The following is a 13,111-nucleotide window of genomic DNA, read 5'->3' on the forward strand; positions in this document are numbered from 1 at the left end:
GTAAACTATGATTAACAATGTTGTACTTGTAGGGCGTATGACACGTGACGCTGAGTTGCGTTATACCCCATCAAATGTAGCAGTTGCGACTTTTACTCTTGCAGTAAACCGTACATTTAAGAGTCAAAATGGCGAACGTGAGGCTGATTTTATCAATGTCGTTATGTGGCGCCAACAGGCTGAAAATCTTGCTAACTGGGCTAAAAAAGGCTCGCTTATCGGGGTGACAGGCCGTATCCAGACTCGTAGTTACGATAACCAGCAAGGACAACGTGTCTACGTGACAGAGGTCGTGGCTGAGAATTTCCAAATGTTGGAAAGCCGTAGTGTGCGTGAGGGTCACACAGGTGGAGCTTACTCTGCACCAACTGCAAACTATTCAGCACCTACAAATTCAGTACCAGACTTTTCACGTGATGAAAATCCATTTGGAGCAACAAATCCGTTGGATATTTCAGATGATGATTTACCATTCTAATGGACAACTAAAATTATAAAGGAGAAAAAACATGGCTCAACAACGTCGTGGCGGATTCAAACGCCGTAAAAAAGTTGATTACATCGCAGCAAACAAAATTGAATATGTTGATTACAAAGATACTGAGCTTCTTAGCCGTTTCGTTTCAGAACGTGGGAAAATCCTTCCTCGTCGTGTAACAGGAACTTCAGCTAAAAATCAACGTAAAGTAACAACAGCTATCAAACGCGCTCGCGTAATGGCTTTGATGCCTTTCGTAAACGAAGATTAAAAAAGAGGTCCGGGTGGACCTCTTTTTCAGACCCGGTTGGGTCTTTTTTTCAGGTCCGGGTGGACCTCTTTTTCATGAGCTTGGAAACAAGAAAGCGAATTAAGACCCGGTTGGGTCTTTTTTTCACGAGATAGTTTTTTTCTGATCTTGGCGTGCTATAATGGTAATAGAAAGAGTAAAGGTGGGTAAGTCAAAGATGAATTGTACGATTAGAAATATGATTAAGTCTGATATTGAATCCTTATCTCATGGATTTATCAATCAAGGTTGGCCTGGTAGAGAGGAAATTTTGGCTAGATATTTTCTGGAACAGGAAAGTGGGGAGAGAGAAGTCTTAGTTGCAGAGATTGATGGTGCTGTAGCGGGCTACGTTACCATTTTGCCCTCTGCTAAACATGGTCCTTTTGCAGAAGTCTATCCAGAATTATCAGATTTTAATGTGTTTGAGCCCTTTCAAAATCAAGGTATTGGAAACCTCTTGATGGAAGAGGCAGAAAATCGAGTTAAGTTTTTTTCAGACAAAGTGACGTTGGGTGTAGGTTTGCACTCAGGCTATGGACCTGCCCAGAGATTGTACATCAAACGAGGCTATATTCCAGATGGTTCAGGCGTTTGGTATCGAAATCAGCCGTTGGAAATGAATGCTACTATTCAAAATAATGATGATTTAGTTCTGTATTTATCCAAGAAATTCGAATAAGAGATAGTGAATTTCTTTGAAGATAGGGGATTTCTCTACTTTATGGTATAATGGAAAGAGTTAGATTGAAAGAGGTAGTGAGATGGATGCCAAATTAAGATACAAGGCAAAGAAGATCAAGATTGTCTTTTTTGATATTGATGATACATTGAGGAATTCAAAGACAGGTTTTATTCCAGCTTCAATCCCAACTGTTTTTAAGCAATTACGTGAGAAAGGAAATTTGACAGGTATTGTTTCTGGACGAGGGATTTTTGGTGTTGTTCCGGAGATTCGTGAGCTCAAGCCTGACTTTTTTGTGACCTTAAATGGGGCCTATATCGAAGATAAAAAAGGTCAGGTCATTTATCAACATCAGATTGAGAAATCAGATGTTGAGGAGTATATCACTTGGGCTAAGCAAGAAGGAATTGAGTATGGCTTGGTTGGGAGCCATGATGCCAAGTTGTCTACTCGCACCGATATGATTAGTGAGGCTATCAATCCAATTTATCCTGATTTAGATGTGGATCCAGATTTCCATGAGAAAGAAGACATCTATCAGATGTGGACTTTTGAAGATAAAGGAGATGACTTGCACTTGCCTGACAGTCTCTCAGACAAACTTCGCATGGTTCGTTGGCATCAACATTCGTCTGATATTGTGCCGATTTCAGGCTCCAAAGCGACGGGTGTGGAAAAGGTTGTGGAATACCTTGGCTTGAAACCAGAGAACGTCATGGTTTTTGGAGATGGGCTGAATGACTTGGAACTCTTTGATTATGCTGGAATCAGCGTTGCAATGGGAATTTCTCATGATAACATCAAAGAAAAAGCAGATTACATTACAAAAACATTAGAAGAAGATGGCATTTTTGATGCCTTAGAAGGATTTGGTATGGTAGAAAAAGAATTGCATTTCCCACAAGTAGACATTGAAACAGTAGAAGGTCCTATCGCGACTATTAAGACCAATCACGGAGATTTGCGGATCAAGCTCTTCCCTGAACATGCTCCTAAAACAGTGGCTAACTTTGTAGCTCTTTCAAAAGATGGCTACTATGATGGTGTCATTTTCCACCGTATTATCAAGGACTTTATGATCCAAGGTGGAGATCCAACTGGAACTGGTATGGGTGGCGAGTCAATCTACGGCGAATCATTTGAAGATGAATTCTCAGAAGAACTTTACAATATCCGTGGTGCTCTTTCCATGGCCAATGCTGGTCCAAATACCAACGGCAGCCAGTTCTTTATCGTGCAAAATCAGCATTTGCCTTATTCTAAGAAAGAAATTGCTCGTGGTGGTTGGCCAGAACCGATTGCGGAAATCTATGCCAACCAAGGAGGGACACCTCACCTAGACCGCCGTCACACGGTTTTTGGACAGTTAGCTGATGAAGCTTCTTACGTTGTCTTGGATGCCATTGCTGCTGTTGAGACGGGGGCGATGGACAAGCCAGTTGAAGATGTTGTGATTGAAACAATTGAAATCGAGGACTAAGATGAAAATCGGTGATAAGCTAAAGGGTCGTATTACAGGGATTCAGCCCTACGGTGCCTTTGTTGAGCTAGAGACAGGTGATACGGGGCTGATTCATATTTCAGAGATTCGGACAGGCTTTATTGAAAATATTCATGAAGCCTTGAAAGTCGATGAAGAGGTTCAGGTTCAGGTAGTGGATTTAGATGAATTTACAGGGAAAGCAAGTCTTTCTATCCGCACTTTGGAGGAAGAAAAGCACCAGTTTCCGAGACGGCGACGCTTTTCAAGCGACCGTTTTAACTACGGCTTTGCGCCTCTTAAACGAATGATGCCAATTTGGACTAGAGAAGCCCTGCACTATTTAAAAAAGAAGAAGTAGTTTAGAATTTTATATTTTTTGTAATGTTAATATAAATCTGCTATAATAGAACCATGGAAGAAGAACAATTATTAAAATCAGGAGAGCGCATTAACCAGCTCTTTTCGACAGATATCAAAATTATTCAAAATAGAGAGGTTTTTAGCTATTCGGTGGATAGTGTTCTCTTGTCACGCTTTCCACGTTTTCCTAAAAAGGGCTTGATAGTGGATTTCTGCGCTGGAAATGGAGCAGTGGGGCTATTTGCTAGCACTCGTACTCAGGCACAGATTTTGGCTGTTGAGATTCAGGAGCGTTTGGCGGATATGGCTGAGCGCTCTGTCCGTTTGAATGGATTAGAGGAGCAGATGCAGGTCATCTGTGATGATTTGAAAAATATGCCTGCTTACATCCAGGGGAGTAAGGTGGATATGATTTTGTGTAATCCGCCCTATTTCAAGGTGGATCCTCATTCAAACCTGAACGAGAGCGAACATTATCTCTTGGCGCGCCATGAAATCACGACCAATTTGCAGGAAATCTGTCGTAGTGCCCAGAGTATTCTTAAGTCCAATGGACGTTTGGCTATGGTTCATCGTCCTGATCGGCTCTTAGATATCTTGGACAGCTTGCAACGACATAATTTAGCACCTAAGCGTCTGCAGTTTGTTTATCCAAAAAGAGAAAAGGAAGCCAATATGCTCTTGATTGAGGCCATTAAGGATGGCTCGACAAGTGGCTTTAAGGTCTTGCCACCTCTTATTGTTCACAATGATGATGGCTCTTATACGCCCGAACTCGAAGAGATTTATTATGGATCATAAGGCTTATATGTACGTGCTGGAGTGCCGTGATGGCTCCTACTATACAGGCTATACGACTGATGTGAGAAGACGCCTCGCTGTCCACAATAGTGGGAAGGGAGCCAAATATACACGAGCACGCTTGCCAGTCAAACTTATCTATGCTCAAGGTTTTGCCAGTAAGGAAGAAGCCATGTCAGCTGAAGCACTTCTCAAGCGTAAGAAGAGGCCACAGAAGGAGCAATTTTTATCTGAAAATCAAGATAGAAATTTACTCAGTTATTTTGAAGAATCGTGAGGAGCCCTTTGACTCCTCTTACTTTTGTCAAAAAGTGAAAAAAATGCTACAATAAAGAGAATAAACAAAATGAGGTATTATCATGTCTAAGATTCTAGTATTTGGTCACCAAAATCCAGACTCAGATGCCATCGGGTCATCTGTAGCTTTTGCCTACCTTGCAAAAGAAGCTTACGGTTTGGATACGGAAGCTGTTGCCCTTGGAACTCCAAATGAAGAAACAGCCTTTGTCTTGAACTATTTTGGTGTGGAAGCACCGCGTGTCATCACTTCTGCCAAAGCAGAAGGCGCAGAGCAAGTTATCCTGACTGACCACAATGAATTCCAACAATCTGTATCAGATATCGCTGAAGTAGAAGTTTATGGTGTTGTAGACCACCACCGTGTGGCTAACTTTGAAACTGCAAGTCCACTTTACATGCGTTTGGAGCCAGTTGGTTCAGCGTCTTCAATCGTTTATCGTATGTTCAAAGAACATGGTGTGGCTGTGCCTAAAGAGATTGCTGGTTTGATGCTTTCAGGTTTGATTTCAGATACACTTCTTTTGAAATCACCAACAACACACCCAACAGATACAGTCATTGCTCCTGAATTGGCTGAATTAGCTGGTGTCAACTTGGAAGAATATGGTTTGGCAATGTTGAAAGCTGGTACAAACTTGGCTAGCAAATCTGCTGAAGAATTGATTGACATCGATGCTAAGACTTTTGAATTGAACGGAAATAATGTCCGTGTTGCTCAAGTAAACACAGTTGACATCGCTGAAGTATTGGAGCGCCAAGCAGAAATTGAAGCTGCAATGCAAGCTGCTAACGCAGCAAACGGCTACTCTGACTTTGTCTTGATGATTACAGATATCGTCAACTCAAACTCAGAAATCGTGGCTCTTGGTGCCAACATGGACAAGGTTGAAGCAGCTTTCAACTTCAAACTTGCAGACAACCACGCCTTCCTTGCTGGTGCCGTTTCACGTAAGAAACAAGTGGTACCTCAATTGACTGAAAGCTTTAATGCTTAAGATTTTGAGTGTTAATTCAAATTAGGAAAGGCTAGTTTGCCTTATATCGAAAGGAGTTTCGGCTCCTTTTTTTCTAGGAGTGAAGCATGTTAGAAAATGGCGATTTGATTTTTGTGAGAGATGAGTCGGACATGGGACAGGCTATCCAGACTTCCACAGGCAACTATAACCATGTTGCCATTTATTTGGATGGGATGATTTACCACGCTAGTGGAAAGGCGGGTGTTATCTGTCAGGAACCAGCAGACTTCTTTGCGCCCAATCATTTGTACGACATCTATGTTTACCCAGAAATGGATATCCAGTCTGTGAAGGAAAATGCTTGCAAACATCTTGGGGCACCCTACAATGCTTCTTTCTATCCAGATGGACATGGTTTTTACTGTTCCCAGTACATGGCAGAAATCCTACCGATTTTTGAGACCATACCTATGAAATTTGGGAATGGGGAGCAGGAGATTAGTGATTTTTGGAGAGAGTATTACAGAGAACTAGGTCTGCCTGTTCCTCTGAACCAAGCTGGGACCAATCCCAGTCAATTGGCAACATCGCCTCTGTTAGAATGTAAAGAAAGGAATCTTCATGATTCAGATTTTTAATCCATCTCGTTTGACGAGACAGCCATTTTTTGGAGAATTGATCCGCTATCTGGACCAGCATGATGATGTGATTCTACGGGAAATTAAGGCTCAATTTCCAGATGTTGCAGTTGACAAACTCATGGAAGAGTATATAAAGGCTGACTTGATTCTACGGGAAAATAAGCGTTATTACCTCAATCTTCCTATGCTTGAATCACTCGATAGTCTCGAACTGGATCAAGAGATTTTTGTCAGCGAAGATAGTCCGGCCTATCAAACTTTGTTGGAGCAGCGTTTTGAGACAGAATTACGAAATCAAACCAATGCAGCTATTTTAGTTGAAAAAACGGACTTTGCGAGATCAAAAATGACCCTGTCCAATTATTTCTACAAGGTCAAACATCAGTATCCTTTGACAGAAAAACAGCAGGATCTCTATGACATTTTGGGAGATGTCAATCCTGAGTATGCTCTCAAATATATGACGACTTTTTTGTTGAAATTTCTCAAAAAAGACCAGCTTATGCAGAAACGCCGTGATATCTTTGTGGACAGCTTAGTTGTCCTAGGTTATATTTTCCAAAATGAAGATGGAAAGTATGAGTTGGCTATCGATTTTGATAAGGAAAGATTAACTTTCTACTTGGCGTAATTTCTTGTTTCTGAGCACATTGTTTGACTTTCCTTAGTATTCGGTATAAACTATATGTAACCGGTAACACATATCGGAATAAACTAAAGGAGACAATCATATGTCACTTGAAAACAAATTGGAACAAGCAACAGGCGCTATCAAAGAAGGATTTGGTAAGGTTACTGGGGATAGCAAGACTGAAGCGGAAGGCGCTGTAGAAAAGACAGTTGCTAAGGCAAAAGAAGTAGTTGAAGATGCTAAAGGTGCTGTAGAAGGTGCCGTTGAAGGTTTGAAAAACGCTTTCAAATAAAAATAGAAAAAATCAAGGGTTTCATTTCCCTTGATTTTTTACTATCTTATAAATAATTTTCTGCGACGGCTGCATCTCCTGGATAGGCTTCTTTCTTACCTTGGACGATTTGGTAGCAATCAGCTCCCTTACCTGCAATAATTACAGCATCGAGTTCTTGTTCAGTGATGGCCATTGCCGCCTTGATGGCTTCTTGGCGATCTGGAATCTTTTCAACAGGATGATTGATGTAGCTACTAATTTCATCCGCAATGGTCATTGGGTCTTCATAATTGGGGTCATCAGCAGTCAAAAAGACTTGAATCTCAGGGTGTTGATTGAGGAGAAGTCCAAAGTCCTTACGACGACTTTCTCCCTTATTTCCTGTCGAACCCAGAACCAGAGCAATTTTTCCAGTTTGATGAGTTTCAACCACATTGATGAGTTTTTTCAGACTATCCCCATTGTGGGCATAGTCGATAAAGATCTTAGCGCCATTTTTCTGAGTGAGGACTTCCATACGACCAGGGACGCGGGTTGCAGCGATTCCTTTTTTGATGTCCTCAAGACTAGCCCCGAGACGGAGACAAGCAAGTCCTGCAGCAACGGCATTTTCTTGGTTGAAGTGACCAATCAGTTGGATATCATAGTCTCCAGCGAGTTTACCCATAGCTGAAAAACTAAAGGCTTTGGAATTCTCGATTTGATTATTTGATTGGCTACCATAGAAATCATGGTCTTGATCTGCCACTTGTTCTTTCAAGACAGAAAAGTGATCCATGTCACTATTAATGATGACTGCTCGGCTATTTTCCATCAAGAGACGCTTGTGGTAGAAGTAGTCTTCAAAGCTAGGGTGTTCAATCGGGCCGATATGGTCGGGGCTGATATTGAGGAAAACTCCCACATCAAAGGTTAGACCATAGACACGTTTGACCAGATAGGCTTGACTGGAGACTTCCATGATGAGGTAGGTGCGGTCATTTTGCACAGCTTGATTCATCATATCAAAGAGGTCAATACTCTCAGGGGTTGTCAATGCTGACTTAAAGAAAGTCTTGCCATCTAGAGTTGTGTTCATGGTCGACAGCATTGCAGGTCGATGCTCTTGAGATAAAATGTTATAGGCGAAGTAGGCTGCTGTTGTCTTACCCTTAGTACCAGTAAAGGCAAGGAGTTTAAGTTTTTTCTGTGGATTTCCATAAAATTCCATAGCAATCAAACTCATTGCTTTCTTGATATCGCTGACGATAATGGCAGGAATATCAACTTCATAGTCTTCTTCAGCCATATACCAACCGAGGCCTTGAGAGATGGCAGAAATCAGAAATTCCTTCTTAAAGGCAGCACCTTTAACGAAAAAGAGGCTCTTCTCTTTGGCCTTGCGACTGTCATAGCAGATGGTGTCAAATACGATATGGCTGTAGTTGTAGTGATAGTGTCCTTGGTCGATAATCTCGCGGAAGAGACCATCTTTCTTTAATATATCTAATACGGTTTCAATCTTAATCATACTTTCTATTGTAAACCGAAAGTCGCAAATTTACAAGTAACAAGGAAAAGTTTATAATGGAAGATAAGGAGTTTTTCCTAGTTATCAAAATTGAATGAGGAATCTATGTCGCACGAAAACAATCACCAGCAGGCCCAGATGTTACGGGGGACTGCTTGGTTAACGGCTAGTAACTTTATCAGTCGCCTGCTTGGGGCTATTTACATTATCCCTTGGTACATCTGGATGGGGTCTTATGCGGCTACGGCCAATGGTCTCTTTACCATGGGCTACAATATCTATGCCTGGTTCTTGCTGGTTTCAACAGCGGGGATTCCAGTTGCGGTGGCCAAGCAAGTTGCTAAATACAATACCATGAGAGAAGAGGAGCATAGCTTTGCCCTGATTCGGAGTTTTTTAGGATTTATGACAGGACTAGGTTTGGTTTTTGCCCTAATCTTGTATGTCTTTGCTCCTTGGCTAGCAGACTTATCTGGCGTGGGCAAAGACTTGATACCGATCATGCAGAGCTTGGCTTGGGGAGTCTTGATTTTCCCTTCTATGAGTGTTATCCGAGGATTTTTCCAAGGGATGAATAACCTGAAACCTTATGCCATGAGCCAAATCGCTGAGCAGGTCATTCGTGTTATCTGGATGCTCTTAGCAACCTTTATCATTATGAAGCTCGGTTCAGGAGATTACCTAGCAGCCGTTACCCAATCGACCTTTGCGGCCTTTGTCGGTATGGTAGCCAGTTTTGCAGTTTTGATTTATTTCCTTGCTCAAGAAGGTTTACTCAAAAGAGTCTTTGAAACAGGGGATAAGATTAACAGCAAGCGTCTCTTGGTCGATACCATTAAGGAAGCCATTCCTTTTATCTTGACAGGGTCTGCCATCCAGCTTTTCCAGATTCTGGATCAGATGACCTTTATCAATAGTATGAGCTGGTTTACCAACTACAGCAACGAGGACTTGGTTGTCATGTTTTCTTATTTCTCAGCCAATCCTAATAAAATCACTATGATTTTGATTTCTGTTGGGGTTTCAATTGGGGGTGTCGGTTTACCACTTTTGACTGAAAACTATGTCAAGGGGGACTTGAAGGCGGCTTCTCGTCTGGTTCAGGACAGCATTACCATGCTTTTCGTATTCCTGCTACCAGCAACGGTTGGAGTGGTTATGGTAGGAGAACCCCTCTACACAGTCTTTTATGGGAAGCCAGATAGTTTGGCCATGGGCTTGTTTGTCTTTGCAGTTTTGCAGTCTACTATTTTAGGCTTGTACATGGTCTTGTCTCCAATGCTTCAGGCCATGTTCCGCAACCGCAAGGCAGTTCTCTATTTTATCTATGGTTCCATTGCCAAGCTGGTCTTGCAAATACCTACCATCGCCCTCTTCCACAGTTATGGTCCTTTGATTTCCACTACAATCGGCCTCATTATTCCTAATGTCTTGATGTATCGGGACATTTGTCAAGTAACCGGTGTTAAGCGCAAGGTGATTTTGAAGCGAACCATTTTAATCAGTTTGTTGACCCTTGTTATGTTTCTCGGTGTCGGTGCCATCCAGTGGATACTTGGATTTGTCTTCCAACCAAGTGGACGTTTGTGGAGCTTCCTTTATGTAGCTCTTGTCGGTGCCATGGGTGGAGGAGTATATGGAGTCATGAGTCTCCGTACTCGTTTATTGGATAAGGTGATTGGGAAAGCCCAAGCAGATCGCCTGCGAGTAAAATTAAAAATTTCTTAAAAAAATAATTTATAAATAAAATGAATAAGTTGAGTTTTTTAAAAGCCAAAACACTCTCTTATTCATTTTTTATTGTTAGAATTGGATATGAAATGTAAAACAGAGAATAAATAACGAAAGTAATTGAATTTTATGTCAAAAAACACTTGACTAAAAAGTAGTTAGTCTGTATAATAAAACAAATATTTAAATCAGGAGGTTCTGGAAATGAAAAAGTCTAAGGCCAAGTATGCAACGCTTGCAGGTGTCGTGTTAAGTGCAGGTATTTTGTTAAGTGCCTGTGGAAATTCTAGCACAGGGTCAAAAACATATAACTATGTTTACGTAAGTGACCCATCAAGTTTGAACTATCTAGCAGAAAATCGTGCAACAACCAATGATATCGTGGTTAATTTGGTAGATGGGCTCATGGAAAATGACCAGTATGGGGACTATATCCCATCCTTGGCAGAGGATTGGAGTGTTTCTAAGGACGGTTTGACCTATACCTACAAACTGCGGAAAGATGCTAAATGGTATACTGCAGATGGAGAGGAATATGCTCCTGTAACTGCCCAAGATTTTGTAACTGGTTTGAAATATGCGGCTGATAAAAAATCAGAAGCCTTGTAGTTAGTGCAAGAATCCGTTGCAGGTTTAGATGACTATATCACTGGTAAAACAACAGACTTTTCAACTGTCGGAGTTAAGGCTCTAGATGACCAAACCGTTCAATATACTTTGACACGACCAGAATCTTACTGGAACTCAAAAACAACCTCAACCATTCTCTTCCCAGTCAATGCGGATTTCTTGAAATCAAAAGGGGATGATTTTGGTAAGGTAGATCCATCTAGCATTTTGTACAATGGACCTTTCTTGATGAAATCCTTTGTTTCAAAATCGGTCATCGAATACAAGAAAAATCCTAACTATTGGGATGCTAAAAATGTCTTTGTAGATGATGTGAAATTGGCCTATTATGATGGTAGTGACCAAGATGCACTGGCTCGTAACTATGTAGAGGGAGCCTATAGCTATGCTCGTCTTTATCCAAATAGCTCAAGCTTCGAAGGAATCAAAGAGAAGAATAAAGACAATATCATCTATAGTCTGCAAGATGCTACATCTTACTTCTTAAACTTCAACTTGGATAGAAAATCTTATAAATTTACTTCAAAAACAAGTGATGCTGAGAAGAAGTCTACACAAGAAGCGGTTCTTAACAAAAACTTCCGTCAAGCCATTAACTTTGCCTATGATCGTACAGCTTACGGGGCCCAATCTCAAGGAGAAGATGGTGCAACTAAGATTTTGCGTAACCTCGTCGTTCCTCCAACATTTGTAAGTATCAATGGAAAAGACTTTGGTGAAGTAGTAGCCTCTAAGATGGTGAATTATGGTAAGGAATGGCAAGGAATCAGCTTTGCGGATGCTCAGGATCCATACTATAATGCTGAAAAAGCTAAAGCTAAATTTGCTGAAGCTAAGAAAGAACTCCAAGCCAAAGGAGTCCAATTCCCTATCCACTTGGACATGACAGTTGACCAAGCTGCTAAAAAGGGTGTCCAAGAGGCAAACTCTATGAAGCAATCTATTGAAGCAGCCTTAGGTGCAGAGAACGTTGTAATTGATATTCAACAACTCACTACTGAAGATTATGATAATACAAGCTATTTGGCTCAGACAGCAGCTCAGAAGGATTATGACCTTTACAACGGTGGTTGGGGTCCTGATTACCAAGATCCTTCAACCTATCTTGACGTCTTTAACGTTAATTCTGGTGGTTTGATGCAAAATCTAGGTATAGAGCCAGGTGAAGCCAATGACAAGGCCAAGGCTGTTGGATTAGATGTCTACACTCAAATGTTGGAAGAAGCCAATAAGGAACAAGATCTTGCAAAACGCTATGAAAAGTATGCTGATATCCAAGCTTGGTTGGTGGATAGCTCTCTAGCAATTCCAAATGTTTCTAAGGGCGGAACACCAGTATTGAGAAAAACAGTTCCTTTCTCAGAACCATATTCATTAGCTGGTAATAAAGGTATCGAATCATATAAATATCTCAAAGTACAAGATAAAACAGTCACAAAAGATGAATATGAAAAAGCCAAAGAAAAATGGCTGAAAGAAAAAGAAGAATCCAATAAAAAAGCCCAAGAAGAATTGGCAAAACATGTCAAATAGGGATTTTTCAAGAAAAACGATGGTTTCGAAAGAAGCTGTCGTTTTTTAATAGAATGATGGTAAATTTGGAAGAAAAATCTCACATTTTTTTCTTTGTTTCTTGAGTTTATGTTATAATGAATATAACAAAAACGTGAGCCGATATTTTCGAAAATCTACCCAATGTTGATTGAAGTATACACATGCTAGGATGATTTTATAGGAGGGATGCCGTCTACTGAAAAAGTAAGATAAAATGCAACAAATGATAAGTTCTTCTTTAAGTGAAGAATTCTTAACTGTCTATTTAGTGATTTTTATGGAGGTAACATCATGGGCGCTATTATGGAGTTTGCAACAGAAAAACAGATTGCATCATTTCTTTCAACTTGCCACATTGAAGGGCAAAAGAATTTTCTGATGGCTTTCAAGAAAAAGACATGGTTCAAATCCTTTATTGATTTTTTCATTGTAGGAGGAGCCTACTATGTTCAGTCGAGTGTGAAGCCTAAGATTCTGGCATTCACGCCTAAGGGAATCTACTTGATGGACATCAGTGATGTAACTGGAAATCGTTCTAATCAAGTCGTAGAGATGCCTTGGAATCAAGTTCAAGATTTTACTTATAAGCCAGTCTTGAATACAGTTAGGCTGAACTGGAACTATCAAAATGAAGCCTATATTTTTTCCGTGGATGTCGGTCAGGTTAGTCAGCATGTAGGTCAGTACCAATTTAACAAAGACCATTATGACTATTTAGCCCAACAGAATTTCTTTCAGTCTAAGTAAGAACTAGCAATCATTTTCACAAAAGAATCTGGAAGCTTTTC

The 13,111-nt window shown here is 40.7% G+C and carries 14 protein-coding genes and 1 pseudogene; 14 read left to right on the plus strand and 1 reads right to left on the minus strand.

Annotated elements, in window-relative coordinates; all coding sequences use genetic code 11:
* Window positions 1-7 precede the first annotated feature (7 nt).
* From ssbA to HMPREF9957_RS09965, 11 genes are all read left to right on the plus strand, one after another.
* Window positions 8-478 carry a single-stranded DNA-binding protein SsbA gene (ssbA, locus tag HMPREF9957_RS09915; RefSeq protein WP_000609606.1) on the plus strand — a complete coding sequence of 157 codons (471 nt, stop codon included), beginning with the start codon at window positions 8-10 and terminating at the stop codon, window positions 476-478.
* A gap of 31 nt (window positions 479-509) precedes the next feature.
* Window positions 510-749: a 30S ribosomal protein S18 gene (gene rpsR / locus HMPREF9957_RS09920; protein WP_000068664.1), complete on the plus strand. Its 240-nt coding sequence runs from the start codon at window positions 510-512 to the stop codon at window positions 747-749.
* A gap of 196 nt (window positions 750-945) precedes the next feature.
* Window positions 946-1,449 (plus strand): GNAT family N-acetyltransferase, encoded by a 504-nt coding sequence (locus HMPREF9957_RS09925; RefSeq protein WP_004242617.1) that lies wholly within the window; start codon window positions 946-948, stop codon window positions 1,447-1,449.
* An 82-nt stretch (window positions 1,450-1,531) separates the two neighbouring features.
* Entirely contained in the window at window positions 1,532-2,932 is a 1,401-nt protein-coding gene (locus HMPREF9957_RS09930; RefSeq protein ID WP_000339010.1) for a bifunctional Cof-type HAD-IIB family hydrolase/peptidylprolyl isomerase, read from the plus strand.
* Window position 2,933: 1 nt separating this feature from the next.
* The gene (locus tag HMPREF9957_RS09935; protein ID WP_000689593.1) at window positions 2,934-3,293 is read left to right on the plus strand and encodes a S1 RNA-binding domain-containing protein; all 360 of its coding nucleotides are present in this window, start codon (window positions 2,934-2,936) and stop codon (window positions 3,291-3,293) included.
* A gap of 53 nt (window positions 3,294-3,346) precedes the next feature.
* Entirely contained in the window at window positions 3,347-4,096 is a 750-nt protein-coding gene (locus tag HMPREF9957_RS09940) for a tRNA1(Val) (adenine(37)-N6)-methyltransferase (protein ID WP_000390777.1), read from the plus strand.
* Entirely contained in the window at window positions 4,086-4,373 is a 288-nt protein-coding gene (locus tag HMPREF9957_RS09945) for a GIY-YIG nuclease family protein (RefSeq protein ID WP_000349612.1), read from the plus strand. The genes HMPREF9957_RS09940 and HMPREF9957_RS09945 overlap by 11 nt, the downstream gene beginning before the upstream one ends.
* 82 nt (window positions 4,374-4,455) lie before the next feature.
* On the plus strand, window positions 4,456-5,391 hold the full coding sequence (locus HMPREF9957_RS09950) for a manganese-dependent inorganic pyrophosphatase (RefSeq protein ID WP_000036052.1): 936 nt from the start codon (window positions 4,456-4,458) through the stop codon (window positions 5,389-5,391).
* Window positions 5,392-5,477: 86 nt separating this feature from the next.
* Entirely contained in the window at window positions 5,478-5,990 is a 513-nt protein-coding gene (locus tag HMPREF9957_RS09955; protein ID WP_000892240.1) for a YiiX/YebB-like N1pC/P60 family cysteine hydrolase, read from the plus strand.
* Window positions 5,974-6,624, plus strand: coding sequence for a DUF1803 domain-containing protein (locus tag HMPREF9957_RS09960; RefSeq protein ID WP_000614468.1), 651 nt, complete (start codon window positions 5,974-5,976; stop codon window positions 6,622-6,624). Before HMPREF9957_RS09955 ends, HMPREF9957_RS09960 begins: the two co-directional genes overlap by 17 nt.
* 100 nt (window positions 6,625-6,724) lie before the next feature.
* A complete protein-coding gene (locus tag HMPREF9957_RS09965; RefSeq protein WP_000051184.1) occupies window positions 6,725-6,916 on the plus strand; it encodes a CsbD family protein in 192 nt (63 codons plus the stop codon).
* Between the two features lie 46 nt (window positions 6,917-6,962).
* Here the strand turns inward: HMPREF9957_RS09965 and HMPREF9957_RS09970 are convergent, their stop codons facing one another.
* A complete protein-coding gene (locus HMPREF9957_RS09970; protein ID WP_000590282.1) occupies window positions 6,963-8,408 on the minus strand; it encodes a UDP-N-acetylmuramoyl-L-alanyl-D-glutamate--L-lysine ligase in 1,446 nt (481 codons plus the stop codon).
* Between the two features lie 105 nt (window positions 8,409-8,513).
* On the opposite strand from HMPREF9957_RS09970, the gene HMPREF9957_RS09975 reads away from it, so the two are divergent.
* From HMPREF9957_RS09975 to HMPREF9957_RS09985, 3 genes and pseudogenes are all read left to right on the plus strand, one after another.
* Complete coding sequence (locus HMPREF9957_RS09975; RefSeq protein WP_000017782.1) at window positions 8,514-10,136, plus strand: putative polysaccharide biosynthesis protein; 1,623 nt, start codon at window positions 8,514-8,516, stop codon at window positions 10,134-10,136.
* A 207-nt stretch (window positions 10,137-10,343) separates the two neighbouring features.
* Window positions 10,344-12,302, plus strand: a pseudogene (locus tag HMPREF9957_RS09980) (peptide ABC transporter substrate-binding protein).
* A gap of 312 nt (window positions 12,303-12,614) precedes the next feature.
* Window positions 12,615-13,070 (plus strand): hypothetical protein, encoded by a 456-nt coding sequence (locus tag HMPREF9957_RS09985; protein ID WP_000500940.1) that lies wholly within the window; start codon window positions 12,615-12,617, stop codon window positions 13,068-13,070.
* Window positions 13,071-13,111 lie beyond the last annotated feature (41 nt).

The organism is Streptococcus mitis SK1080 (assembly GCF_000220085.1).
GTDB lineage: Bacteria > Bacillota > Bacilli > Lactobacillales > Streptococcaceae > Streptococcus > Streptococcus mitis_K.